Source organism: Thioclava sp. 'Guangxiensis', assembly GCF_045348365.1.
GTDB lineage: Bacteria > Pseudomonadota > Alphaproteobacteria > Rhodobacterales > Rhodobacteraceae > Thioclava > Thioclava kandeliae.
This window is the reverse complement of the sequence record NZ_CP155822.1, coordinates 344,944-370,089: the sequence shown is the minus strand read 5'-3', so window position 1 is coordinate 370,089 and position 25,146 is coordinate 344,944. Positions and strand designations below refer to the sequence as shown.

Below are 25,146 nucleotides of genomic sequence, written 5' to 3'. Positions count from 1 at the left end.
CGGACGGCTTATGCGAGTTTACGACCACTGGCAGATCCCTGAAGAGGCACGCGGGGCCTCCATCGCCATGGGCAATTTTGACGGCGTCCATCTGGGGCACCAGTCGGTGATCGATCTGGCGCGCCGCGATGGTGCGCCGCTGGGTGTGCTGACCTTCGAGCCGCATCCGCGCGAATTTTTCCGGCCCGATGATCCGCCCTTCCGCCTGATGAATGCCGAGGCACGGCGGAACCGGCTGGAGAAGCTGGGGGTCGATTTCCTCTATGCGCTGCCCTTCGATGCGGCGCTGGCCTCGATGGAGCCGGAAACCTTCGCGCGCGAGGTGCTCTCCGAGGCGCTCGGGGTGACCAATGTCACAGTGGGACGCGATTTCCGCTTTGGCCGCAAGCGGGCGGGCGGTATCGAGGAGCTGAAAGCCTGCGGGCAGACATTCGGCTTCGATGTGACCGTCGCGCCGCTGCTCGAGGTGGAGGGCGTGCATGTCTCCTCGACCGCGATCCGCAATGCGCTGAGCGAGGGCCAGCCCGAACTCGCCGCCGCGATGCTGGGCCATTTACACCGGATCGAGGGCGCGGTGATCCATGGCGAGAAACGCGGGCGCGAGCTGGGCTATCCCACCGCCAATATGTCGGTTGACGGGCTGCATCTTCCGAAACTCGGGGTTTATGCGGTGAAGGTCGATGTGATGACCGGCCCGCAGAAGGGCAGCTATATGGGCGCCGCGAGCCTTGGTGTGCGGCCGATGTTCGGGGTCAATACACCGAACCTCGAAACCAATCTGCTGGATTTCAAAGGCGATCTCTACGGCCAGCATCTGTCGATCGCATTGGTCGAATATCTGCGCCCCGAAGTGGCCTTCACCGGTATTCCCGATCTGATCAGACAGATGGATCAGGATGTGATCCGAACACGCGAGATCTTGACCGCCTGAGCCAAGCGACGCATTGCAATTCCTACCCTAAAGGATGAGTCTCGCCCCATGGCTGATAAGAAACGCAAGAAATTCTGGGAACTGCCGCTGGGCGATCTGAACCCGACCGAATGGGAGGCGCTCTGTGACGGTTGTGGCAAATGCTGCCTCAACAAGCTGGAATTTGTGGATACGAACGAGGTGGAGTTCACCCGCGTCGCCTGCCGCCTGCTGGATGGCCAGACCTGCCGCTGCTCGCAATACGAGATCCGGCACCATTTCGTGCCCGAATGTGTGCGCCTGACGCCCGAGTCGATCTCCGAGATCGCCTACTGGATGCCGCGCACCTGCGCCTATCGGCTGCGCTTCGAGGACAAGCCCTTGGAAAGCTGGCACTACCTTCTATCTGGATCGAAGGAGACCGTGCATGAGGCCGGTCAATCCGTGCGCGGCTGGACCGTGCCGGAATATGAAGTCCCGGAAGAAGACTGGGAAGATTACGTCATCGAGGATCTGTCATGAATTTCGGGTCGGACAATACATCGGGCGTGGCGCCGCGCATCATGGAAGGTCTTGTGGCTGCCAATGCGGGCCATGCACGCTCCTATGGCGCCGATGATCTGACCAAAGCCGTCGAGGCCCGTATCCGCGAGGTGTTCGAGGCGCCTGAGGCGCGGGTCTTTCTGGTGACCTCCGGCACTGCGGCCAATGCGCTCTCCTGTGCGCTGCTGACCAATCCGTGGGAGGCGATCTTCTGCCATCGCAATGCCCATATCGAGGAAGACGAATGCGGCGCGCCGGAGTTCTTCTCGGATGGGGCCAAGCTCGTGCTGGTCGAGGGCGAGGATGCCAAGATGACGCCCGAGACGCTGGCGCAAAAGATCGGCCATACGGGGGCGGCGATCCATAATATCCAGCGCGGTATGGTCTCGATCACCAATTCCACCGAATTCGGCACGGTCTATAACGCGCAAGAGGTCCGTGCGCTTTGCGATGTGGCCAAGGCCCATGATCTGCCTGTGCATATGGATGGAGCGCGCTTTGCCAATGCGCTGGTGCGGCTGGGTGGGAGCCCTGCGGAGATGACATGGAAGGCAGGCGTCGATGTGCTCTCCTTCGGCGGCACCAAGAACGGGTGTATGGGGGTCGAGGCGGTGGTGATCTTCGATCCCGCCCGCGCGCAGGAATTCGAACTCCGTCGCAAACGCGCGGGGCAGCTGATGTCCAAGCACCGCTATCTGGCGGCCCAGATGCTGGCCTATCTCGAAGAGGGTTACTGGCTGGAGCTGGCGCGTCATGCCAATGCGATGGCCGATAAGCTCTCGCAGGGGCTTGCGGCATTGCCGTCGGTCCGCCTTTTGCATCCGGTGCAATCAAACGGTGTCTTTGTGGCGCTGCCGCGCCATCTGCACCGCAAGCTGATGGGAGAGGGCGCCTATTACTATCTCTGGCCCTTCGATCAGGATCTGGAAACCGGTGACCCCGAGGAGCTGATTTCGGCGCGGCTTGTCTGTTCATGGTCCACGACCGCGCAGGAGGTGGGCGCCTTCCTCGATCATCTGGGCGGCCAGAGCGCCAGCCAGGCGGCATTTTCTGAAGCCTGAAACGCAAAAAGCCCGAAGCATCCGCTTCGGGCTTTTCCGATAGGGGGGGCAGGGGCCGGTCTTACGACTGGCTATACATGCCCTCGTAGATCGGCTTGATCGTTTCGGTTTCGAAGAGCGAGGAAACCGAGGTGCCGGACCAGGTGTTCAGGATCGCTTGCGCGAACATCGGTGCGGTCGGCACGATGCGGATATTGGGGCAGTTCTTCACCGCGTCGGTCGCCTGGATCGAGTCGGTGATCACCAGAGATTTCATGACCGATTTCGACACGCGCTCGACGGCGGGGCCGGAAAGCACGCCGTGGGTGATGTAGGAATGCACCTCGGTCGCGCCCGCTTCCATCAGCACTTCCGCGGCCTTGCACAGGGTACCTGCGGTGTCGCAGATGTCATCCACGATGATACATTTCTTGCCGGTCACGTCGCCGATTACGGTCATGCCTGCGACTTCACCCGCTTTTTCGCGGCGCTTGTCGACGATGGCCAGCGGTGCGCCGATGCGCTTGGCGATCTCGCGGGCACGGGCCACGCCGCCGACATCGGGGGAGATGACCATGACATCATCCATATTGCCCTTGAAGTGGTGCATGATATCGAGCGCGAAGACCGGCGAGGCATAGAGGTTGTCCACCGGGATATCGAAGAAGCCCTGGATCTGGGTCGCGTGCAGATCGAGCGTCAGGATGCGGTTGACCCCGGCTTCGGTCAGCAGGTTGGCGATCAGCTTGGCCGAGATCGGCGTGCGGGCCTTGGTGCGGCGGTCCTGACGGGCATAGCCGAAATAGGGGATGACGGCGGTGATGCGGTCTGCCGAGGAGCGCTTGAGCGCATCGGCCATGATCAGCAGTTCCATCAGGTTGTCATTGGCCGGATTGGAGGTTGGCTGGATGACATACATGTCCTCGCCGCGGACGTTCTCGTAGACCTCCACGAAGATCTCCTGATCGTTGAAACGCTCGACGCGGGCATCGACGAGGCCTACGGACATTCCGCGATGCATCGACATGCGGCGGGCAATGGCTTCGGCCAGCGGTCGGTTGGCATTACCGGCGATCAGTTTGGGTTCAGTCATGGCGGACATGGGCTTTGGCTCCGGGCAGCGCCGCGAGGGAAGGGTCACGGCAGAGATTCGCTTACATTGCGCCTGCCTTAGCACCGAGGTAGCCTCGGGGCAAATCCAAGGGTGCAAGGGAGACATGCGAATGTCACATATTGATTACTACTTCTCGATCTTTTCGCCTTATACCTATCTCGCGGGGCTGCGTCTGGAGGAAATCGCCCGCCGCCACGGGGCCGGTGTGACATATCGTCCCCTCGATCTGATGGCGCTTTTCGACCGCACCGGAGGCACCCGTCCTGCGGCGCGCCACCCCTCGCGGATGGAATACCGTAATCAGGAGGTCACCCGCTGGGCCGAGAAGCTTGGCATGCCGATGCCCGATATCTCGGTGCCGTTGCCCAATGCGGCACCCGCCTCCTATGCGATCATCGCGGCCCAGAAAGCCGGTGGTGGTGATCTGGGCGGGCTTGTCCATGCCATTGCGCGCGCCCGCTGGGCCGAGGGGCGCGATATCGGCGAGGAAGATCTGATCCGCGCGGCGCTGGTGGAAAACGGCTTTGACGGCAATCTGGTGACGACAGGGCTGTTCGACGGCGCCATCGCCTACGAGAAGAATCTCGAGGATGCGGTCGCCGCCGGTGTGTTCGGCTCGCCCTTCTATATCGTGACCGATACGGATGCGCGCTTCTTCGGGCAGGACCGGCTTGAGTTTCTGGACGCGCATCTGGGGACGCTTTCATGATCGACGAACGTCAGGGCGTCGTCATCTCTTCCGAACAGCTGGGGCAGGGCGACCGTCCCGCTCTGGCGGTCCATTGCATGCTGGGCAATGCCCGCGCTTGGGAGCCGTCCTTCGCGCTCTTGGAAGACCGCCTCTCGGCGCGTGTCTTCGATCTGCCGGGACACGGGCGGTCGGGCGACTGGGCCTATGACGAAACGCCGGGGGCGTTCGAGCGGCTGGCTACGCAGATCACCGCCAGCTTCATCGACCGGCCCGTCGATCTGATCGGGCATAGTTTCGGCTCTTCGGTAGCCCTGCGGCTGGCAGTGGCCGCCCCGCATGCGATCCGCAGCCTGACGCTGATCGAGCCGATCCTCTTTGCTGCCATCGAGGGCGCACCCGAATATGATGCGGTGGCCGCGGATCAGGCGGCGCTGAGCGCACTTCTGGCGGCGGGCCAGCATGAGGCGGCGGCGAAAGCCTTCATGGCGCAATGGGGGGCAGGTGTGCCGTGGGAGGCGCTCCCCGAGCACCAGCGCATCCGGTTTGTCGCGCAGATGCCCATTCTGGGGAACGCCGCGGCTGCCAATTTCTCCGATCCGGGCAATATCCTTCGCCCGGACGGGATCGAGGAAATCGATGCGCCGGTGCTTCTGGTCCATGGGCAGGAGACACATCCCTCGGTGCCGCTCGTCTGTGCCGAGCTGGCGGTGCGGATGCAGGATGTGGGCACGGCGACCGTGCCCGGCGCGGGGCATATGCTGCCGCTGACCCATCCCGAGAGCCTGGCCGATCTGATCGGGGTCAATCTCGACCGCTCCTAAGACTAACGCCGCGCTGATGCGCGGCGTTTCCGGTTAGAGAACCTTGTTGATATGGCCCATCTTGCGGCCCGGTTTGGCTTCGGCCTTGCCGTAGAGATGCACCTGCACACGCGGCGTTTTGGCGAATTCCGGCACGCGCAGCACATCATCGCCGATCAGGTTGAGCATCTCGACATCGGCGTAACGCGTGCCATCGCCCAGCGGCCAACCGGCTACGGCGCGGATATGCTGCTCGAACTGGTCGACGGTGCAGCCCGCCTGCGTCCAGTGGCCCGAGTTATGCACGCGCGGCGCGATCTCGTTCACGATCAGCCCGCCCTTGGTGACAAACAGCTCGACCCCCATGACGCCGACATAATCGAGCGTATTGAGGATCTTGGCGGCCATCAGCACGGCATCCATCCGCAGGCTTTCGGGGATCTGCGCCGGCACCGTGGTCGTGTGCAGGATGCCGTTTTTGTGCACGTTCTGGCCGGGATCGAAACAGGCGACCTCGCCGGTGGTGCCACGCGCGGCAATCACCGAGATTTCCATCGAGAAATCGATGAACCCTTCGAGCACAGCCTCGGCCCCTGCCATCGCGGCAAGCGCCTCGGAGGCCTCCTCGGGCGCCATGATCCGTGCCTGACCCTTGCCGTCATAGCCCAGACGGGTGGTCTTCAGGATCGAGGGCGTGCCCACGTCCGCGATCGCGACCTCAAGACTTGCGGCATCGGTGACCTTTGCCCAAGGCGCGGTCTTCAGGCCGATCTCGTTCAGGAAGCTCTTCTCGATGATCCGGTCCTGCGAGGTGGCCAATGCGCGGCGGTTGGGATGCAGCGGACGGATCGCTTCGAGGATATCCAGCGCCGAGGTCGGGATATTCTCGAACTCGTAGGTGATCACATCGACAGATTGCGCGAAGGCGCGCAGCGCATCGACATCCTCGTAGGAAGCGGTGGTGACCGTCTCGGCCACATGGCCTGCGGGCGGGTTGCTGCCCGGTTCGAAGATGTGGGTCTTGAAGCCCAGACGCGAGGCCGCGACCGAGAGCATCCGGCCCAGTTGGCCACCGCCCAGGATACCGATCGTGGCGCCGGGTTGAAGCGAGGTGGTCATAGATGTTCGTCCTGCGGCTCGTCGGGAATTGAGGCCGAAAGCGCCTCGCGCCAAGCGTCCAGACGCTGCGCCAATTCGGGGTCCTGAAGCGCCAGAATACCTGCTGCCATCAGGGCCGCATTGGGCGCCCCGGCCGAACCGATCGGCATGGTTGCCACGGGGTAGCCCTTGGGCATCTGCAGGATGGAATAGAGACTGTCCACGCCCGAAAGCGCCTTGGTCTGCACCGGCACGCCGATCACCGGCACGCGGGTTTTGGAAGCCATCATGCCGGGCAGGTGGGCCGCGCCGCCCGCACCTGCAATGATGACCTGCAGACCGCGCTCGACGGCTGTCTTGCCATAGGTCCAAAGGCGATCGGGGGTTCTATGTGCCGAGACGATTTTCGTCTCGTAGCTGACCCCGAGATCATCAAGGATCTGTGCTGCGCCCTTCATGGTCGGCCAATCCGACTGGCTCCCCATGATGATTCCGACTTGTACGCCCAATGGTACCTCCTGAAACTTTGAGCGCGCACTATAAGCGCGCCACCGTTCTGGGCAAGGGCTTGGGCGGCGAAAGCCCCGTGTTTTCGCAATGTGGGCTGGATTATGCGAGAATGTCGGGGATCAGCTTGTCCTCGATCCGCGCGATTTCATCCTTCAGCTGGAGCTTCTGGCGTTTCATCCGCGACAGGCGCAGCTGGTCGCAATGCGCCACCGCCTGAAGTGCGGCAATCGCCTCGTCCAGATCGCGGTGTTCCTGACGCAGCACCGCGAGCTTTACCCGTAGCACTTCCTCATGTTCCATTTCGACATGCGCATTCATGATGGCGTCCTAAACATATCTATAACCCCGCTCGGGGCGCCGCGGATGCGGGTGACTCGGCGGGTGTTCACGTTTATTAATACACGATTTTTCGGATTTCAGGAAGGAAATCGACGTTAATCCTTTCATGGCAGGGTCTTGCAGTGTCCGCTTTGCCTGACCATATTGAGATGAAGGGGTTGCCGGATCGCGGGGCCCGATAACCGCATGTCGCTTTGAAAAGGGCTTGCCTGATGACGAAACTGAGCTTTGGATCTCATCCCTATCTGCTGGGCTTTGATCAGCTGGAACAGCTGGTGGAACGCACCGCCAAATCCGGATCGGATGCCTATCCGCCCTATAATATCGAACAGTCCGGACCCGATAGCTACCGGATCTCGCTGGCGGTGGCGGGGTTTGGAGAGGATGACCTGTCGATCACCATGGAAGACCGTGCGCTTGTGATCCGTGGCCGTCAGGGCGATGATCTCTCCGAGCGGATCTATCTCTATCGCGGGATCGCTGCGCGCGCCTTCCAGCGCAGCTTTGTGCTGGCCGATGGTGTCGAGGTGGCGGGCGCGTCGATGGAGAACGGGCTCTTGCATGTGGATCTGCGCCGCGTGATCCCCGATCCGGTCGTGCAGACCATTCCGATTTCGAAAAAATAAGCAGGCAGGAGGACTTGTGATGAATACCAAATTCAACTTCGCCCCCGAAGACCAGACAGAGCGTCTCGCCTATATCCGTGCCGTGGATGCGGGCGAGCTGCCCGAGGATATCAAAGCGCAGCTGGGGGAGGTGAAGCAGCTTTACGCGCTTCACGCCTCCGATGGCGAGCGGCTGGCGCTGGTGAAGGACCGTGAGATGGCTTTCATTCTGGCGCGCCAGAACGATCTTGCGCCCGTTACGGTGCACTGAGTTGACAGGGCGGCCTCAGGCCGCCCTTTGCCGTTTGCCGGCGGATAACAGATCCGCGCCGAGCTGGCGGCGGATCTTTCCCGGTAGGTCGGGATAGGCCAGCGGGCCATAGCTTCCCGGCAGATCCTGCGGATGCGGTAGCGCCTCATGGATATGGCGATGGCAGGCGGGTCCCAGCATGTTCCACGCCTGGGATCCGGGATAGAGAGTTTCGAGCCAGGCGCCTTCGGCCATGATCGCCTCGTGATACTCGGTCAGGATGTGCCAGTAGTTAATATGCGCGCGCGGTGCAGGGCGGATATCGGGGTGCAATCCGCATAGATGCCGCGCGGCCACGAAACCGTGGCAGTAGCCTGTCAGTTCCTCGAGCGCCGGATGTCCGACCAGCACGCGGTGATGGGGGGAGAGGTAGAGCGGACGATGATTGCCGATGCTGCCCTTGCCGAAACGGATCGGTGCGGCCTTGCCGGTTGCCACGACCGTGCGGCAGCCGACCCAGACGACAGCGGCGGCTTGCCCGCCATGCGTTATCAGCCTGTCATCTGTCGTGATCGTCTCGACCGGTCGCGGCCCTTCGGTGGTCATCACCATGCTGTTTTCGGCAAAACAGACGAAAGGATCATCGATATGCGAGATCGTGACCCCGTCATATTCAACGCCATCCCATGTTCCGAGGGTGACCGAGTCGACATTCTGGTAGTTCACCCCGTTGGGTAGCGAGCTATCCAGCAAGCGCGCGCTCCATGTGCCGTTGGTATAAAGCGTGACCTCCATATCAAGGCCGGTATAGGTGACTCCGTTTACTGTGATGGATGAATTCGAATAGCGTGCGATTTCATGCGCAAAGAGCGTCAATTCCTCGATGACGATTGTGTCGTTGTCATCGGCCCGGTGGACATCATCGCTGTCGTCATCCCAGATATAACCGTCGTTATCGGCGTCATGCAGGGTAACTTCGACATAGCTGTCGGGATCGACCGACAGACCGTTACCGGATGTGTCGAGGTTATTCTGCTCGGTGAGGGAGGCACCGGGCCATAAGCTCGAGGCATACCAGCCCCAGGAATTTATATCGGACATAGCAAATCGTTACTGTAATAAAGGACACGATTGCTTACCTGTTACGCCCCTGCCAATTCTTTAATTTATGTGATCATACTAACCTAAATATCAGATGTATATTTTGTAAAATTCTAGTGTTTTCAACATGCTGAATTGTTGGGCGCGAAAAAGCCCCCGACGCTGGGGTCGGGGGCTTTCGCTGTCCGCTTACAAAGTCGTGTTACTCGGCCAGACCCTGCTCGGCCAGCCAGCGCTCTGCATCAAGCGCCGCCATGCAGCCCATGCCGGCGGAGGTAACGGCCTGACGATAGGTGTGATCGGTCAGATCGCCTGCCGCGAACACGCCTTCGATCGATGTGCGGGTGGAGCCCGGTTCAACCCAGACATAGCCGCCATCTTGCAGTTTCAGCTGGTCTTTCACCAGTTCCGATGCGGGCGCATGGCCGATGGCCACGAAGAAGCCGTCACAGGGGATCTCGCGCTCGGCACCGTCTGCGGTGGATTTGACGCGCACGCCGGTCACGCCCAGCGGGGCCTCGGTGCCGAGGACCTCCTCAACGGTGTGGTTCCAGACAACCTCGATCTTGGGGTTCTTGAACAGGCGTTCCTGCAGGATCTTCTCGGCACGGAAGAAGTCGCGGCGGTGGATCACCGTAACCTTGGAGGCGAAATTGGTGAGGAACAGCGCCTCTTCCACCGCGGTATTGCCGCCGCCGATGACCACAACTTCCTTGCCGCGATAGAAGAACCCGTCGCAGGTGGCGCAGGCCGAGACGCCGAAGCCCTGGAACTTGTCTTCCGAGGGCAGACCCAGCCATTTGGCCTGTGCGCCGGTGGCCAGAACCACGGCATCGGCCTCGTAGGTGGTGCCCGAGTCGCCATGCGCCTTGAACGGGCGCTGCCCCAGATCGAGCGAGGTGATATAGTCACCGATGATCTCGGTGCCCATCGCGCGGGCATGCTCTTCCATCTGAACCATCAGATCGGGGCCTTGGACCTCCGTGTGGCCGGGCCAGTTCTCGACTTCGGTCGTGATGGTCAGCTGGCCGCCCGGTTGCAGGCCCTGCACCAGAACCGGCTGGAGCATTGCCCGCGAGGCATAGACGCCTGCGGTATAGCCAGCAGGGCCGGAGCCGATGATGAGAAGTTTGGTTTTCTTGGTCGTCTCGGACATGCGGATCTCCTGAGATTCCTGTCTTGCAGCGGGTTTGTTGCGGATATAGACACCTCCACCTGCAACGAAAACCCCCGAGCGGGGCAGAGCGGCAGAATGAAGCGGATCTGTCACCCGTCTTCGTGATGAAAAACATTGCGGCATGTCGCGCGATTGCGCTTGCAGTCAAATGTGTGAAATATTATTGCGCGACTGTGAAATATTCGATAGTTTTCGGCGCAAGGCGGAGGTGTATTCATGGCCAGTTCAAAGCTTGACGAAATCGACCGGAAGATTCTGGCCGAGTTACAGGCCGACGGTCGTATGACGAATGTCGAACTGGCGAAACGCGTCGGGATCTCGGCACCGCCTTGCCTGCGCCGTGTGCGCACGCTCGAGGAGGCCGGTTATATCCGCGGCTACCACGCGGATGTGAACCCGCGCGAGCTGAATTTCGAGGTGCAGGTCTTTGCCTCTGTGCGGTTGCATTCGCAATCGGAGGCCGATCTGGCCCAGTTCGAGGCGCTCTGCAATGCTTGGCCGCTGGTGCGCGAGTGCCACATGCTCAATGGCGAGATCGATTTCATCCTGAAATGCGTGGCGCCCGATCTCTCGACGTTCCAGAGCTTCCTGATGAGCCATCTGACCGCGGCAGAAAACGTGGCGAGTGTAAAGACCTCGCTGGTGATCCGTTGCGCAAAGGACGAGCCGGGTGTGCCCTTCGATGTGCTCGAGAGCCGTCTGGCAAAACAGGCCTGATCGCCGTTGAGGCCGTGGCGGAGGGGCGCTGCCCCTCTTGGCGGCAGGGCCGCCAATTCACCCCGGGATATTTAGGGACGCTGGAAGGGCCTGTTTTGCGCAGGGATATGTGACCGGCTGTGTGAATTTGCCGGTGTGAAACTTTCGGAATTCGGGCTACACTAGGGTTTATGGACAAGCCTCTTTCACTCTGGTCTCGGATCGCGGCGGCGATCGCTTCCCTCGCACGGGGGGAGGCGCTGTCGGATGTGTTCGACCAGTTGCGCGCGCCGCCCGAACGGTCGGTGGCTTTCACCATTGCTGTCATCGCGCTCGGAGCGAAGATGGCCAAGGCGGACGGGCAAGTGACCCGTAACGAGGTGGAAGCGTTCCGGCGGATTTTTTCCATTCCAGAGGACGAAGAGATCAATGCCGCGCGGGTGTTCAACATGGCGCGCACCGATGTGGCGGGGTTCGACGCCTATGCGCGCAAGATCGCGGCGATGTTCGGTGAGGGCAATCAGGTCCTGAAAGACGTGCTCGAGGGGCTGTTCGCGATTGCGGTGGCCGATGGGGATTTCCACGAGAACGAAGAAGTTTTCCTGCAGGAAGTGGCACGGATCTTCGGGTTGAAGGAGTGCTGCTACCGGGCGCTGCGGGCGAGTTATGTGGCGGGGTCCGATCCTGATCCGTGGACCGTGCTGGAGGTGGAGCCCGGAGCGAGCCTCGAGGAGGTGCGCCGGGCGTGGAAGGCGGCGATCCGCGAGGCCCATCCCGACCGGGCGATTGCACGTGGTATGCCCGAGGAGGCTGTGCGTCTGGCCGAGGACCGTGTCGTGGCGCTGAACCGCGCATGGGAAGAGATCCGCGCGCGACCGGAGCTGGCCTGAGGGCATCATGACCCGCGATATGAACCTGCGGATTGCCACCTACAATGTGGAATGGTTCACCAATCTGTTCGATCGGGATGGCAGGCCCGCTTTTGACGACCGACCCATGCGGCACGGGCAGGTGAGCGCACGGGAGCAGGCGGAGGCCATCGCACGGGTGATGGCGACGGTGGATGCCGATCTCATTCTGGTGGTCGAGGCGCCCGATGACGCGGTGGGGCGATATACGCGGGTAAGCCTCGAGATGTTTGCCGCAGCCTTTGGCCTGCGCACCCGCGCCTGTCTGCATGGCATGGCAAGCACCACGGCGCAGGAGATCGCGCTGCTCTATGATCCCGACCGGGTCCGGGTGGGGCTCGCGCCCGAGCCCGGACGGCATCCTGTCCCGAAAGTCCACGGACTGAGTTCGGGCGATCATGTGTTCGACAAGCCCCCGCTCGAGGCGGTGGTGCAGGCGGGGGCACAGGATTTCCATCTGATCGGGGTGCATATCAAATCGAAGATCACCCATGGCGAGACAGCGAGCAATATGCACCGTCTGGCGTTGCGCAACCGTCGCAAGCAGCTGGCGCAATCGCTCTGGCTGCGCGAGCGGGTCGAGCAGCTTTTAGAGGAACGTAAATCGGTGATCCTGCTGGGAGATCTGAATGACGGGCCGGGGCTGGATGAATACGAGGAGATCCTGGGCCAGTCGGCGCTCGAGGTGATTGCCGGGCAGCTGGGCCCCGGGCACTATCTTCTGCATGATCCACATGCGCGGATCGGGACCGCGCCGACACTTGCGCAGCCGGCCTCGGCGCGGTTCTGGTCGGTGGCCGAGCAGCAGTATTTCGGGGCGATCGTGGATTACATCATGGTGTCGGGCGATCTGTGCGCCAACCGTCCGGCATGGCGGATCTGGCATCCGTTCGATGATCCGGCCTGCTATAGGGATCCGGAACTGCGCGACGCGCTGCTGGCGGCATCGGACCATTATCCGGTTTCGCTGGATCTGGTGGTGCATGCCCCGCCCGAAAGCGGGGCATAGGGTCAGGGCTGGGTAATCACCGCTTTGACACCGAGCGAGCTGCACAGCGATGAAAACCGCGATTCGGTTACCTCGCCAAAGAGTTCCGCGCCTTTCGAGGTCAGTTTCAGCTCGAGGATCTTGTCCTCACGATGGCGGACCAGACGTCCGGCATCGCCGGGATCATCGATCGAGAACATCGCCGCGAAGCGCATCGCCTTTCCGAGGATCTCGGCCTCGCGGATCTGGTCCTTGGACAGCAGCTTGAACAGGTCCTGATGGGCCGAGTTCGAGCGGTTGTTCTTGTAGCGGTGCAGCAGGGCAAGGCCGATCAGCACCCGTTCGGGATGCGAAAGCGCGGCCATATTGGCACGGGTCACATTCTCGAAACAGGCATCGGCGCGGTAATCGGGATGGGTGCGCCACGTCGTGTCATGCAGAAGGCAGGCGGCGCGGATCACCCGATAGGTTTCGGGCGGCACCTCGCCCCAGATCGGCTGGATGAAGCTGTGCATCTTCTTGCCGAAACCGGGCATGCGGGCGGCGCGGCGCTCGGCATGGCGACAGGCCTCGATCAGGGGATCGCGCTTGCGTAGCCTGTCGGGCATCTGTTCGTAAAGAAGCCCCTCGCGGATTCCGTAGGACGAGACATCGATCTCGGCAGGCTGGAAGACCGCCACCAGCTCGCGCAGCACCAGCGCTGCATAGGGCACCAGATCCATCCGCGCCGAGCCGATCCCCGTGCTTGCCCGCAGATCCGACAGAGCCGCGCTTTCGATCATATCGATGGTCTTGCCGACCGCCTCCGGCGTCATACGGTATTCATGAAGCACCAGGAGGGGGTATTTCTCGCGCTCCATATCGATGCGGGCAATTGCGCGCCACGAGCCGCCCACCAGATAGATGCGTTCGTAGCCGGTGCCGACCTCTGCGGCGAGCCGCTGCATGGTGTCCTTGATATGGGCGATCTGCGCCTCGCGGTCACCCACCAGCTGCAGACGGAAGGGGCCCAGCTGCGAGGAGACCCGCCGCCAGACCTTGCCGTCGCGCACCTCGGCCAGCTCCATCGAGTTGCCGCCGATATCGCAGATGAGACCATTGGCATCGGGCCAGCCCAACAGGACGCCCTGCGCCGAGAGCCGCGCTTCCTCGGGGCCGTCGACCACATGGATGGTCAGGCCGGTCTCGTTCTCGATCAGGCGGTGGAATTCCGGCCCGTCCTCGGCATCGCGCATGGCTGCGGTGGCCACGCAGGTCAGCGAATTGACCTTCATGCCCTTGGCGAGCGCAGCAAAACGGCGCATCGCGGTGAGCGCCCGTGTACGGCCTTCGGGGTTCAACCGACCGGTTTCGGCGAGCCCCTGTCCCAGACCCGCCATGACTTTCTCGTTGAAGAAATAGGCGGGCGAGCGGGCCGCGCCGTCAAACACCACCATCCGGATGGAGTTGGAGCCGATATCGACGACCCCCACACGGCTGAGTGCGCGAATCGAGGGGTCGTCGAAGAGCGGTTTGCCAAAGGGATCCCACTCGTCGTTGTCAGTGCTGTTACCGACGGCCACTATATCTGCCATCTGAGCCTTCCGGACTAAACAAACTTCGCCCAAACATTAGGCTTAGTCGAAGCTATGGGCAAGCTTTGGAACGTCACTTGCGCCCGCAGAGCCCCGACCGGAAAGCGAGGGGTTCTCCATGAAGAAGCGGTGGCAGTTGAAAAGCGTCTGGTTATCTTCCGGAAGATGGCGGATGAACTTGCCATCGGGTTGCAGGATCCAGCTCTGGGCCTCGTCGGCCATGTTGGCCGCCATGATCTGCTCGGTGATCTGCGCTTTCACGGTGGGGTTGGTGGCCTCGACCAGCGTCTCGACACGGCGGTTGAGGTTGCGGCCCATCCAGTCGGCAGAGCTGAAGAAGACCCGCGCCTTCTTGGAGGGCAACCCATGGCCATTGCCGAAACAGACGATGCGCGAATGTTCCAGATAGCGGCCTACGATGGATTTCACGCGGATATTCTCGGACAGCCCCTTGATGCCGGGGCGGATGCCGCAAATACCGCGGATCACGAGGCTGATCTTCACGCCCGCCTGACTGGCGGCATAGAGCGCGTCGATCACCTCGGGGTCGATGATGGAGTTCATCTTGCCCCAGATCTCGGCAGGTTTGCCGGCCTTGGCAAATTCCGCCTCGCGGGCGATCATCTCCAGAAGGCGCGGCTTCAACGTATGGGGCGAGATCGCGAGGTTCTCGAGATTTTCGGGCTGCACATAGCCCGAGAGATAGTTGAAAACCTTGGTCGCATCGCGTCCCAGCGCATCATCACAGGTGAAGAAGCTCAGGTCGGTATAGATCTTGGCCGTGATCGGGTGATAGTTGCCGGTGCCGTAATGGGTATAGGTCACGAGGCTGTCGCCCTCGCGGCGCACCACGGTGCTGATCTTTGCATGGGTCTTGTAATTGGTGAACCCGTAGACCACATGCGCTCCCGCACGCTCGAGCATGCGCGACTGGCGGATATTGGCGGCCTCGTCGAAGCGCGCCTTCAGCTCTACCAGTGCGGTGACCGATTTGCCGTTCTCGGCGGCCTCGCAGAGCGCCGAGACGATGGGCGAGTTCTTGGAGGTCCGGTAAAGCGTCTGCTTGATGGCCAGCACATTGGGGTCATTGGCCGCCTGCGTCAGAAAGCGCACCACCATGTCGAAGGTCTCGTAAGGGTGATGGAGCAGCATATCCTTCTGGCGGATCGCCGCGAACATATCGCCTTCGTGGTCCTGCACGCGCTCGGGGACGCGCGGCGTGAAGGAGGGCCACAGGAGATCGGGCCGGTCGTCGATGATCAGCTCTTTCAGATCGGCCACGCCGAGAAGGCCGCGCACCTCGACCACCTCGTCTTGCGTCACATGCAGCTCGTCCATGATGACCTGATGCAGGCTTTCGGGCGCGCCTGCGGTGATCTTCAGGCGGATCACCTGACCACGGCGGCGGCGTTTGAGGGCCGTCTCGAACTCGCGCACCAGATCCTCGGCCTCGTCCTCGACCTCGAGGTCGCTGTCCCGCAGCACGCGGAAGGCGCAATGGCCGCGCTCGCGGAAGCCGGGGAAGAGCGAGTTGAGATGCAGGAGGAGCACATCCTCGAGCGGCAGGAACCGCGCCTCGCCGGGCAGGCGCACAAAGCGGTCGATCTGCTGCGGGATCGGCAAAAGCGCCTGCATCCGGCGTTTGTCGCCCGGGCGTTCCAGCTCGAGCGCCAGACAGAAGCCCAGATTGGGGATGAAGGGGAAGGGATGTGCGGGATCGATCGCCAAGGGCGAGAGCACCGGAAACACCTTCTGCAGGAAGTGGTTGCGCAGGAAGACGAGGTCATCCTCGGTCAGGGTCGCGCGGGTCACCACATGGATGCCCGCCTCATCCAGCTCGGCGCGGATCTTGTTCCAGCTCGATTGCTGCATATCCATCAACTGGCGGGCGTCCTCATTGATCAGCTGGAGCTGCTCGCGCGGGGTCAGGCCGTCATGGGAGGGCAGGTTGTTGCCCTCGCGCACCAGCTCGCGCAGCCCCGCCACGCGGACCGTGTAGAATTCATCAAGGTTCGTGGCCGAAATCGAGACGAAGCGCAGCCGCTCCAGCAGCGGCACGCGCGGATTGGTCGCCTCTTCCAGAACCCGCCAGTTGAACGCGAGCCATGACAGCTCGCGGTTGAAGAAACGTCCGGGGCCGGAGATAACCTCTTCGGGAAGCTCGACGGGCGCAGGAAACGGGGTTTTGAGAAAATCAGCCTGTGTCATGCCGCGGTTATTGCCCTGAGTTGTAACGGAAAGATGACGGTTTGATTAATCTTCTTCGTGAAGCCCGAGACTGTCCAGAACATCGGAGGCCAGCGAGCGGGTAATCGCCCGTTTTTCCGTAAGTGACCTTGCGTCAAGCGCGCCCACCAGCGCCCGTGCCGTGGCCAGCGACCGGTCCATCCGGCTGACGAGCCACGGGATCAGCGTGACCGGCACATGGATCTGGCGATCGGCGAACATCTTCACCAGCACGGCGGCCAGAAGCGCGTCATCGGGCGGCATGATCTTGGCGGAAGTGGTCGCCTCCATCCGTGAGCGCAGATCGGGCACCACGAGGCCCCAGTCGCGCGGCGGCGTGCGCGCGGTCAGCAGGAGCTTCACGTTTTCGGCCTGACAGAGATTGCACAGATGGAACAGCAGCGATTCGCGCTCGCGCGTGCCCGCAATCTGGTTGGCGTCATCCACAACGATGGCACCGGCGGTCGCCAGCCATGGCGCGTCGTAATCGGCCAGCTCGCGGGCAGGGATCAGGGGGGCACGGTTGGCATCGGCCCAGATCTGCGCGAGATGGGTCTTGCCCGCGCCCGCATCGCCCGTGAGGATCATCCGTCCCGAGGTCCAGCTTTCGGGTGTGTCCAGCATCGCCAGCGCCAGCGCATTGGCCTGTGCGACATAGTAATCCTCGCGCCCCTGCGACTGGCGCAGCGGCAGGTCGAATATCAGCTGTCTGCCCATTATCCTGCCTCCCCCGGTCTGGCCGGGCCGCCCGCCTATTTGGTGAAATCTTCCGGCGGAAGATCCTTGGCGCCGACCCCTTTGTAAAGCGGTCCCTGCATGTACTGCTGGATGCCGAAACGTGCAAGCACGCCGAGCATCGCCGCAACCGGAACCGCCACCAGCATCCCCACAAATCCGAAGAGCGTGCCGAAGGCCGAGAGCGCGAAGATCAGCCACAAAGGATGCAAGCCGATGGAATTGCCCACGAGTTTGGGCGTGATGATATTACCCTCGAGGAACTGGCCGATGGCGAAGATCCCCGCGACGATCGCGATATGCCACCATTCGCCCCAGAACTGGAACAGCGCCAGCCCGATGGCCAACCCGCCGCCGATGATCGCGCCGACATAGGGAATGAAGGTCAGCGAGCCCGCGATCGCGCCTGCGATCAGCCCGAAATTCAGCCCCGCCAGCATCAGTCCAACAGCGTAGAACGTGCCCAGGATCAGGCAGACCGTGACCTGCCCGCGCACGAACCCCGATAGAACACGGTCGATATCGCGGGCAATGCCGCGGATGGTCTCGGCGCTCTGACGCGGCAGCATGCGGTCGACCTTGGCCACGATCGGATCCCAGTCGAGCAGCATGTAGAAGGCCACGACCGGCACCACTACGATGAAGACCACGAAATTCACCACACCCATAGCCGAACTGAGCACCGTTGTGGCCAGCTCGCCACCACGGCTCTGGATGGTCTGGCCGATAGAGACGAGCGCATCATTGACCGGCGAGCCGTTCTCCACAAGCTGCGGGAAATTGGTGGTCAGGAAATCCTTGAGACGGGTAAAGATCTGCGGCGCGGTGGCGATCAGCTGTGTCAGCTGGTCGACAAGGAGCGGGATGATCGCGATGCCCAGCACCACGAAGATCAATGTGGCGGTGACCGCGATCACCGTGGTGGCCAGCGCCCGCGACATGTATTTCTCGAGCCGGTCGGCCAGCGGGTCGAGGAAATAGGCGATGGCGCCGCCCACGATGAAGGGCAGAATCACATCTCCCATCAGCCACAGCGCCAGAAGGAAGACCACGATGGCAATGGACCAGATGAGCGCTTGGTTGCGCATTGTGAAAGACATGATTGCTCCAGAAAATATACTCGGGCAGAATGGCATTATATGAGGCAAACGCAACCGCTCGATGATGCCATTTTAGGGCGGATCGAGAACACGGCAAGAACCGACACGTCCGGCAACAAGGACGACAGTCTAACGTGGCGCTTGAGAAAAGGTGATCGGAGGCGCGGGATGCAGGGCTTGCATCCTTTGCCTATGGTCGGCATGTCATGCAAGGCGCCTAAGCAGGAGCAGCAGATGAAGACCCTTATCGCTATGGTGATCGCGTCCCTTTCCGTGGCCGTCACGGCACAGGCAGAGACCGCGCGCGCCGATCTGGTGGATGCCCAAGGTCAGGCGCTGGCCTCGGTGACGGTGGCCGATCTTGCCCCCGAGGATGGCTCGGTGCGGCTGATGCTGGCCACGATCGAGCTGAGCAGGGGCGACCAATTCGGAGCTGGGGTGGAGCTGGCCTCCACCAGCAGTTGCGGATCCGCGCAGGGCACGCTCCTGATCCCGCAGGCCGATCTTGTGGCACAAGGGGAACACCCCGCGCTTCCCATGCCCGCGCTCGGGCGCCAGAAGGCCGAGTTCATTCTGGCCGATACCGATGTGCGCAGCGCCTTTCTTGCGCGCAAGACCCGCGCGATCAGCCTGCGGCAGGACGGTGTGCAGCTGGCCTGTGCGATGTTCGAGCCGGTTTCCGACGGGCCGGATAGCGCCTCCACGGATCTCTGAACGCGGCACGGCGCGGTTGCTCTTGCCCAAGGGCGCTATATCGGCTAGCCCCGAGCGCAGTTTAACATAACCGACAGGGACCGTCCGTCATGCGCCTTTCCCGCTACTTTCTTCCCGTTCTGAAGGAAAACCCGTCCGAGGCGCAGATTGCCTCGCACCGGCTGATGCTGCGTGCTGGTATGATCAAGCAGCAGCAGGCAGGGATCTATTCGTGGTTGCCGATGGGCTATAAGGTCCTGCGCCGTCTGGAACAGATCGTGCATGAGGAACAGGTCCGCGCGGGCCATATTCCGGTGCTGATGCCCACGATGCAATCGGCCGAACTCTGGCAGGAATCGGGCCGCTATGATGCCTATGGCCCCGAGATGCTGCGCATCAAGGACCGCCACGGCCGTGACATGCTTTACGGGCCCACCAACGAGGAGATGATCACCGACATCTTCCGCGCCCATGTCGAGAGCTACAAATCGCTGCCGATGACGCTCTACCAGATCCAGTGGAAATTCCGCGACGAGGTCCGCCCGCGGTTCGGCGTGATGCGTGGCCGCGAGTTCTTCATGAAAGACGGCTACAGCTTCGATCTGACCAAGGAAGATGCGCTTCATGCCTATAACCGCCATATGGTCTCCTACCTGCGCACCTATGAGCGCATGGGCCTGACCGCGATCCCGATGCGTGCCGATTCCGGCCCGATCGGTGGCGACAATACCCACGAGTTCCTCGTGCTGGCACCTACGGGCGAGTCGGAGGTGTTCTACGATTCCAACGTGACCGACCTGACACTGGGCGATCGCGAGGTGGATTACGACAATCGCGACGAGGTCGAAGCGATCTGCAAGGAGTTCACCACCCTTTACGCCCGTACCGACGAGACCCATGACGAGGCAATCTTCAACGAGGTCCCCGAAGAGCGTCGCAAATCGGCCCGCGGGATCGAGGTTGGCCAGATCTTCTATTTCGGCACCAAATACTCGGAATCGATGGGCGCCAATGTGCAGATGCCCGATGGCTCCAAGGTTCCGGTCGAGATGGGCTCGCACGGGATCGGCGTCTCGCGTCTGGTCGGCGCGCTGATCGAGGCGAACCACGACGAGAAGGGCATCATCTGGCCCGAGGGCGTGACACCCTTCCATGTGGGCATCGTGAACCTCAAACAGGGCGATGCGGCCTGTGACAGTGCCTGCGACGCGCTCTATGCCGCGCTGACCAAAGCCGGTCTGGACCCGCTCTATGACGACCGTAACGAGCGCGCGGGTGCCAAATTCGCGACGATGGACCTGATCGGTCTGCCGTGGCGCGTGACCATCGGCCCGCGTGGCGTTGCCGCCAACAAGGTCGAACTGACCTCGCGCCGCACCGGCGAGAGCGAGGAAATGTCGGCCGAGGCCGCCGTGGCCAAGATCATCGAGATCTACGCCAAGCACCGCTGATCCGCGCCTCTAGCGTTTCTGGAACGCCCCGGCTTGTCCGGGGCGTTTTGCTTTGCGTGCCTGACGTTCCTGATTGAAAAGATCAGGAAAATAGGGCATGAACGGGCCGTCTCAAGGAATGTGCCCATGATGTCCCGTTCTCTCGTTCTTGCGGTTATCGCGCTCTGGCCTCTGCAGGCATCCGCCCAGGAAGGGCCGGTAAACCTCTGGGCTGATTGGGGCGAGACGCTGTTCCATGATACGGAGCTTTCACAGAACGGCTCGCAATCCTGCGCGACCTGCCATGATCCGTCCTTCGCCTTCACCGATCCACGTGAATCAGAGGCGGGAAAGGCGGTCTCGCTGGGCGATGATTTCGAGAGCCTTGGCGACCGGAACGCGCCGACGCTGGGCTATACCTCCTTCTCGCCCGATTTCGCGATGGACGCTTCGGGGATCTATCGCGGCGGTCAGTTTCATGACGGACGCGCCAGGGATCTGGCCGAGCAGGCGCGCGGGCCGCTGTTCAACCCCGTCGAGATGGCGCTGCCATCCCCCGAGATCTTCGCGCAGCGTCTGGCGCAGAACCCCGATCAGGCGCGGATGGCGCGCGAGGTGGCGGGGATCGCGGACCTCGAGACCGATCCCGAGGCCACGCTTGCCGCCGCGACCAAGGCATTGGCCGAATTTCAAAGCACCGAGGATTTCGCGCCTTTTGATAGCCGCTATGACCGGTTCCTGCGCGGCGAGATCGAACTGACCGACGAGGAAGAACTGGGGCGCATCCTGTTCTTCTCGCAGCAATTCACCAATTGTAACCAGTGCCACCAGCTGCGCGCCACACCCGGCGAGGCGGGCGAGACCTTCTCGAATTACGAATACCACAATATCGGTGTGCCGGTGAATGCGGCGGTGCGCGGGCTCAACGGCAAGGGAGAGGCCTTTTTCGATCGGGGGCTTCTGGACAATCCCGCGATTACCGATCCGGCGCAGGCCGGAAAGTTCAAGGTGCCGACCCTGCGCAACGTGGCCGTGACCGGCCCTTATATGCATAACGGGGTGTTCTCGGACCTGCGCACGGTGATTCTGTTCTACAATATCTATAATACCAAGCGCCCCGAGCGGCATATCAACCCCGAGACCGGCGCGCCCTTTGCGCCGCCCGAGATCGCGCAGAATATCTCGCTCGACAAACTGGAGATGGGGCCTGCGCTCGATGATCAGCGGATCGATGCGCTGGTGGCCTTCCTCAGGACCCTGACCGATGCGCGTTACGAGCATTTTCTGGAAGAATGATGTCGGCAGTTTGATGCGGGTGGCCCTCGCCAGCGCTTGACCTTTGCTCCGCACGCCGCAACTGTGCCGCGCGGTTACGTTTATCGGAGAGACCATATGGCTGGCCAAAGCAGGCCCTTCTCGGCGTTTGAGTTTATGATTGCCTGGCGCTATTTGCGGGCACGTCGGGTCGAGGGCGGGGTCTCGGTGATGACCTGGATCAGCCTGATCGGCATCACGCTCGGGGTCGCGGCCCTCATCATCACGCTGGCCGTGCGTGCGGGCTTCCGTGCGGAGTTCGTCGATACCATTCTGGGCGCCAATCCGCATGTGACCGTTTATTCGGCCCCGACCGAGGTGGTCGAGGGCTCGGGCGTCTATAGCCGGATCATCCGCGACTATGACGAGCGCGCCAAACGCATCGCCGCCATTCCGGGTGTGACCGATGCCGCTCCCATCGTGAAGGGGCAGGTCATGGCCACCTTCGATGACCGCAACAATGTGGGGCAGGTCTTCGGTATCCGCCTTCAGGATCTGGAAAAGATCCCCGGCGTGGCGCATTCCGACGAGGCGATCGGGTCGCTGGAGAATTTCGATCAGGGTATCGCCATCGGCGCGGGTATGGCGCGGGATCTGGGGATCGGTCTGGGCGACAAGCTGCGGCTTCTGTCGCCCGAAGGGGCCAAGACCGCCTTTGGCACCAGCCCGCGGGTCTCGGCCTATACGGTCACCTATATCTTCTCGGCGGGGCGCTACGATATCGACCAGACCCGCATCTATATGCCCTTCAAGGAAGCGCAGAGCTATTTCAACCGCGAGGGCGGGGCCGACGAGATCGATGTCAGCGTGACCGATCCCGAGAATGTGGATGACTGGACGCCCCAGCTGATGGAGGCGGGCGGCGAGGGCACCATGCTCTGGTCGTGGCGCGACAGCTCGGGGAGCTTCCTCAAGGCGCTGACTATGGAAGACAACGTGATGTTCATTATCCTCTCGGTGCTGGTGCTGATCGCCTCGATGAATATCACCTCCGGTCTCATCATGCTGGTCAAGAACAAGGGCCGCGATATCGGGATCCTGCGGACGATGGGGCTGACCGAAGGCTCCATCCTGCGCGTGTTCTTCCTGTGCGGGGCGTTTACGGGTATCATCGGCACCTTCGCAGGGCTGATCCTCGGGGTCGTCTTCTCGCTTAATGTCCAGCATATCATCGACGGGCTGAACGCGCTCAATGGCGGCGATGTCTGGGATGCCTCGGTGCGCGGCATCTACGAATTGCCCGCCAAGCTGCAGGTGATGGATATCGTCAAATCCGTGGGGCTCTCGCTGGGCCTGAGCTTCATCGTGACCATTTTCCCTGCCCGCCGCGCGGCGCGCCTGAACCCTGTGGAGGCCCTGCGCTATGAATGATGTCCTGCAACTCTCGGGGATCGAGAAGATCTATAACCGCGGCACGCCGAAAGAGATCGCCGTGCTGCGCGGTCTCGATCTGTCCATCGCACCGGGGCAGGTCGTGGCGCTGGTTGCGCCCTCGGGCACCGGCAAATCGACGCTCCTGCATATCGCGGGCCTTCTGGACACGCCCGACACCGGCGGAGTGATGATCGATGGCGAGGATCTGGGCCGCGCTTCCGACAAGCAGCGCACACAGGCACGGCGCAACTCGCTGGGCTTTGTCTATCAGTTCCACCACCTGCTGCCCGAATTCACCGCCGAGGAGAACATCATCCTGCCACAGCTCGCCAACGGGATTGCGCGTAGCGAGGCCACGGCCCATGCGCGCTCGCTTCTGGAACGGGTGGGGCTCAAGGATCGCGCCAGCCACCGTCCCTCGGCGCTATCGGGGGGCGAGCAGCAACGCGTGGCCTTCTGCCGTGCACTGGCCAACAAGCCTCGGCTTCTTCTTGCCGATGAGCCCACGGGCAATCTTGATCCCCAGACCTCGGACACGGTATTTGCTGCCCTTATGGACCTTGTGCGGGAGACGAATCTCTCCGCTCTGATCGCGACCCATAATCTGGATCTTGCGAAGCGGATGGATCGGGTTCTCCGGCTCGAGGAGGGAGTTCTGAGGGAATAAGATGGACCTATACGGTATCAAGACCTGTGATACCTGCCGCAAGGCCCGCAAGGCGCTGGAACAGGCGGGCAAAGAGGTGGCGTTTCACGATATCCGCGAGACGCCGCTGTCGCAGGATCAACTGGAGGCTTTTTATGCGGCCTTCGGCGACAAGCTTCTCAACAAATCCTCGACCACATGGCGCGGGCTCGACGAGGATGCGCGGTCCGGACCCGTTCTGGACCTGCTGGCGAAGCACCCGACCCTGATGAAGCGGCCTGTCATCGTGGCCAATGGCGCGATGACACTCGGCTGGACCAAAGACGCTCAAAACCACTGGTTTTAAGGGGCTGGCGGGAACTTTCTCTGCCAGCTCACGTTTTCTAGCCAAATATGCCGCCGGATGCGTCGGAATTTTTAACCGTCGTCGTTCATAGTGGTGAAGATTAGGAAGTAACGGAAGGATTCCGTATGGTTCAGCTTAGCAGCCCTGCCCAGATTATGTCTGCGCCAGTCCGCCCGGTTGCCTCAGTGCGCCCTGATTACTGGACACATCTCGCGTGGATCACGGCAGGAGCGACGCCGCTTTGTGCATGGCGTCATGCGGCCAATCTGCCGACCGCAAGTCTGGCAGAGGCAATCGGGATATCCCCCGCGCGTCTTGCCCGGATCGAGGGCCGTCAGGAGACACTCGGGGCCGATATCCGCCGCCGGGCCTCGGAGGTGCTCGGGGTGCCCGAGACAGATCTCAGCGAATGAACGCCTGAACAGGCATGATAGACAACGCGCCCGTGTGGCGCGTTTTTCTTTTGCGGCACCGCACCGGCAAAACCGCGCAGCCCCATGCGTATCTCGTGGCCGGACACGAAAAAACGGCCCGAAATTCGGGCCGTTCAGATGCGTCTATAGTCAAAGCTCAGAGAACTTTGAGGTCACCAGCAGAGGCACGACCGTCACGGCCGCTGATCAGTTCGTACTCGATTTTCTGGTTGTCGGCGAGGCCGGTCAGCCCTGCGCGCTCGACTGCAGAAATATGCACGAACACATCCTTGCCGCCTTCATCGGGCGCGATGAAGCCGTAGCCTTTGGTGGTGTTGAACCATTTTACGGTGCCAGTGGCCATTCCCGTATCTCCTTCAGGTCTTCCCGGCGGCGATATTGCAACCGGGCCGCGCTGCCTGGTCTTCCAAGTCGCCCGGCAGCCTAAGGGCACGGGGTAGAAAGTCAGCGTTACACGCATCTACGAAGATGAAGCATGTGCATGAAAATGCAATGACGAAATGG

At 61.9% G+C, this 25,146-nt stretch carries 28 protein-coding genes; 17 read left to right on the top strand and 11 right to left on the bottom strand.

Annotated features, from left to right (window positions below; genetic code table 11):
* Positions 1–10 precede the first annotated feature (10 nt).
* The 3 genes from ABEB22_RS01725 to ABEB22_RS01715 are packed head-to-tail and all read left to right on the top strand — an operon-like array spanning position 11 to position 2,514.
* A complete protein-coding gene (locus ABEB22_RS01725; RefSeq protein WP_406870697.1) occupies positions 11–931 on the top strand; it encodes a bifunctional riboflavin kinase/FAD synthetase in 921 nt (306 codons plus the stop codon).
* Between the two features lie 48 nt (positions 932–979).
* Positions 980–1,432, top strand: a complete 453-nt coding sequence (locus tag ABEB22_RS01720) for a YcgN family cysteine cluster protein (RefSeq protein WP_406870696.1) — start codon at positions 980–982, stop codon at positions 1,430–1,432.
* Entirely contained in the window at positions 1,429–2,514 is a 1,086-nt protein-coding gene (locus ABEB22_RS01715; RefSeq protein WP_406870695.1) for a threonine aldolase family protein, read from the top strand. The genes ABEB22_RS01720 and ABEB22_RS01715 overlap by 4 nt, the downstream gene beginning before the upstream one ends.
* A gap of 61 nt (positions 2,515–2,575) precedes the next feature.
* Here the strand turns inward: ABEB22_RS01715 and ABEB22_RS01710 are convergent, their stop codons facing one another.
* Complete coding sequence (locus ABEB22_RS01710) at positions 2,576–3,595, bottom strand: ribose-phosphate pyrophosphokinase (protein WP_339112040.1); 1,020 nt, start codon at positions 3,593–3,595, stop codon at positions 2,576–2,578.
* 121 nt (positions 3,596–3,716) lie between these two features.
* Between ABEB22_RS01710 and ABEB22_RS01705 the strand changes: the two genes are divergently transcribed.
* Together ABEB22_RS01705 and ABEB22_RS01700 are read left to right on the top strand one after the other, a co-directional pair.
* The gene (locus ABEB22_RS01705) at positions 3,717–4,316 is read left to right on the top strand and encodes a 2-hydroxychromene-2-carboxylate isomerase (protein ID WP_339112041.1); all 600 of its coding nucleotides are present in this window, start codon (positions 3,717–3,719) and stop codon (positions 4,314–4,316) included.
* Positions 4,313–5,119: an alpha/beta hydrolase gene (locus ABEB22_RS01700; RefSeq protein ID WP_350934599.1), complete on the top strand. Its 807-nt coding sequence runs from the start codon at positions 4,313–4,315 to the stop codon at positions 5,117–5,119. Before ABEB22_RS01705 ends, ABEB22_RS01700 begins: the two co-directional genes overlap by 4 nt.
* Positions 5,120–5,152: 33 nt before the next feature.
* On the opposite strand, the gene ABEB22_RS01695 is transcribed toward ABEB22_RS01700, so the two are convergent.
* The 3 genes from ABEB22_RS01695 to ABEB22_RS01685 form a co-directional block, all read right to left on the bottom strand.
* Complete coding sequence (locus ABEB22_RS01695; protein ID WP_350934597.1) at positions 5,153–6,217, bottom strand: 5-(carboxyamino)imidazole ribonucleotide synthase; 1,065 nt, start codon at positions 6,215–6,217, stop codon at positions 5,153–5,155.
* A complete protein-coding gene (gene purE, locus ABEB22_RS01690; RefSeq protein ID WP_350934594.1) occupies positions 6,214–6,705 on the bottom strand; it encodes a 5-(carboxyamino)imidazole ribonucleotide mutase in 492 nt (163 codons plus the stop codon). Before purE ends, ABEB22_RS01695 begins: the two co-directional genes overlap by 4 nt.
* Before the next feature lie 100 nt (positions 6,706–6,805).
* Positions 6,806–7,024, bottom strand: a complete 219-nt coding sequence (locus tag ABEB22_RS01685; protein ID WP_339107863.1) for a DUF465 domain-containing protein — start codon at positions 7,022–7,024, stop codon at positions 6,806–6,808.
* 233 nt (positions 7,025–7,257) lie between these two features.
* Between ABEB22_RS01685 and ABEB22_RS01680 the strand changes: the two genes are divergently transcribed.
* Together ABEB22_RS01680 and ABEB22_RS01675 are read left to right on the top strand one after the other, a co-directional pair.
* Entirely contained in the window at positions 7,258–7,671 is a 414-nt protein-coding gene (locus ABEB22_RS01680) for an Hsp20 family protein (protein ID WP_339112044.1), read from the top strand.
* A gap of 19 nt (positions 7,672–7,690) precedes the next feature.
* Entirely contained in the window at positions 7,691–7,921 is a 231-nt protein-coding gene (locus ABEB22_RS01675; RefSeq protein WP_339112045.1) for a DUF1150 family protein, read from the top strand.
* A gap of 15 nt (positions 7,922–7,936) precedes the next feature.
* Here the strand turns inward: ABEB22_RS01675 and ABEB22_RS01670 are convergent, their stop codons facing one another.
* Both ABEB22_RS01670 and trxB read right to left on the bottom strand, forming a co-directional pair.
* A complete protein-coding gene (locus ABEB22_RS01670; RefSeq protein ID WP_406870694.1) occupies positions 7,937–9,001 on the bottom strand; it encodes a Hint domain-containing protein in 1,065 nt (354 codons plus the stop codon).
* A gap of 202 nt (positions 9,002–9,203) precedes the next feature.
* Entirely contained in the window at positions 9,204–10,157 is a 954-nt protein-coding gene (gene trxB / locus ABEB22_RS01665; RefSeq protein ID WP_406870693.1) for a thioredoxin-disulfide reductase, read from the bottom strand.
* Positions 10,158–10,394: 237 nt separating this feature from the next.
* On the opposite strand from trxB, the gene ABEB22_RS01660 reads away from it, so the two are divergent.
* From ABEB22_RS01660 to ABEB22_RS01650, 3 genes are all read left to right on the top strand, one after another.
* A complete protein-coding gene (locus ABEB22_RS01660) occupies positions 10,395–10,895 on the top strand; it encodes an Lrp/AsnC family transcriptional regulator (protein WP_339112048.1) in 501 nt (166 codons plus the stop codon).
* A 170-nt stretch (positions 10,896–11,065) separates the two neighbouring features.
* Entirely contained in the window at positions 11,066–11,764 is a 699-nt protein-coding gene (locus tag ABEB22_RS01655) for a TerB family tellurite resistance protein (RefSeq protein ID WP_339112049.1), read from the top strand.
* 7 nt (positions 11,765–11,771) lie between these two features.
* Positions 11,772–12,791 (top strand): endonuclease/exonuclease/phosphatase family protein, encoded by a 1,020-nt coding sequence (locus ABEB22_RS01650; RefSeq protein ID WP_406870692.1) that lies wholly within the window; start codon positions 11,772–11,774, stop codon positions 12,789–12,791.
* A 2-nt stretch (positions 12,792–12,793) separates the two neighbouring features.
* Here ABEB22_RS01650 and ABEB22_RS01645 read toward each other — a convergent pair whose 3' ends face one another.
* From ABEB22_RS01645 to ABEB22_RS01630, 4 genes are read right to left on the bottom strand one after another with little or no spacing between them, the layout of a single operon-like run.
* Entirely contained in the window at positions 12,794–14,344 is a 1,551-nt protein-coding gene (locus ABEB22_RS01645; RefSeq protein ID WP_350934586.1) for a Ppx/GppA family phosphatase, read from the bottom strand.
* Positions 14,345–14,386: 42 nt separating this feature from the next.
* Positions 14,387–16,552 (bottom strand): RNA degradosome polyphosphate kinase, encoded by a 2,166-nt coding sequence (locus ABEB22_RS01640; protein ID WP_339112052.1) that lies wholly within the window; start codon positions 16,550–16,552, stop codon positions 14,387–14,389.
* A 45-nt stretch (positions 16,553–16,597) separates the two neighbouring features.
* Complete coding sequence (locus tag ABEB22_RS01635) at positions 16,598–17,287, bottom strand: DnaA ATPase domain-containing protein (protein WP_339112053.1); 690 nt, start codon at positions 17,285–17,287, stop codon at positions 16,598–16,600.
* Positions 17,288–17,322: 35 nt separating this feature from the next.
* Positions 17,323–18,405: an AI-2E family transporter gene (locus ABEB22_RS01630; RefSeq protein WP_339112054.1), complete on the bottom strand. Its 1,083-nt coding sequence runs from the start codon at positions 18,403–18,405 to the stop codon at positions 17,323–17,325.
* A gap of 234 nt (positions 18,406–18,639) precedes the next feature.
* Between ABEB22_RS01630 and ABEB22_RS01625 the strand changes: the two genes are divergently transcribed.
* The 7 genes from ABEB22_RS01625 to ABEB22_RS01595 all read left to right on the top strand — a co-directional run bounded on the left by ABEB22_RS01625 (position 18,640) and on the right by ABEB22_RS01595 (position 24,621).
* Complete coding sequence (locus ABEB22_RS01625; protein WP_350934580.1) at positions 18,640–19,119, top strand: hypothetical protein; 480 nt, start codon at positions 18,640–18,642, stop codon at positions 19,117–19,119.
* Positions 19,120–19,208: 89 nt separating this feature from the next.
* On the top strand, positions 19,209–20,549 hold the full coding sequence (gene proS / locus ABEB22_RS01620) for a proline--tRNA ligase (RefSeq protein ID WP_339112056.1): 1,341 nt from the start codon (positions 19,209–19,211) through the stop codon (positions 20,547–20,549).
* A gap of 126 nt (positions 20,550–20,675) precedes the next feature.
* Positions 20,676–21,824 carry a cytochrome-c peroxidase gene (locus tag ABEB22_RS01615; protein WP_406870691.1) on the top strand — a complete coding sequence of 383 codons (1,149 nt, stop codon included), beginning with the start codon at positions 20,676–20,678 and terminating at the stop codon, positions 21,822–21,824.
* Between the two features lie 96 nt (positions 21,825–21,920).
* Positions 21,921–23,213: a lipoprotein-releasing ABC transporter permease subunit gene (locus tag ABEB22_RS01610; RefSeq protein ID WP_406870690.1), complete on the top strand. Its 1,293-nt coding sequence runs from the start codon at positions 21,921–21,923 to the stop codon at positions 23,211–23,213.
* Positions 23,206–23,883 carry an ABC transporter ATP-binding protein gene (locus ABEB22_RS01605; RefSeq protein WP_339112059.1) on the top strand — a complete coding sequence of 226 codons (678 nt, stop codon included), beginning with the start codon at positions 23,206–23,208 and terminating at the stop codon, positions 23,881–23,883. Before ABEB22_RS01610 ends, ABEB22_RS01605 begins: the two co-directional genes overlap by 8 nt.
* A gap of 1 nt (position 23,884) precedes the next feature.
* On the top strand, positions 23,885–24,208 hold the full coding sequence (locus ABEB22_RS01600; RefSeq protein WP_406870689.1) for an arsenate reductase family protein: 324 nt from the start codon (positions 23,885–23,887) through the stop codon (positions 24,206–24,208).
* Positions 24,209–24,363: 155 nt separating this feature from the next.
* Positions 24,364–24,621 carry a helix-turn-helix domain-containing protein gene (locus ABEB22_RS01595; protein ID WP_406870688.1) on the top strand — a complete coding sequence of 86 codons (258 nt, stop codon included), beginning with the start codon at positions 24,364–24,366 and terminating at the stop codon, positions 24,619–24,621.
* A gap of 157 nt (positions 24,622–24,778) precedes the next feature.
* Here ABEB22_RS01595 and ABEB22_RS01590 read toward each other — a convergent pair whose 3' ends face one another.
* Positions 24,779–24,985 carry a cold-shock protein gene (locus ABEB22_RS01590; RefSeq protein ID WP_339112062.1) on the bottom strand — a complete coding sequence of 69 codons (207 nt, stop codon included), beginning with the start codon at positions 24,983–24,985 and terminating at the stop codon, positions 24,779–24,781.
* Positions 24,986–25,146: the final 161 nt, after the last annotated feature.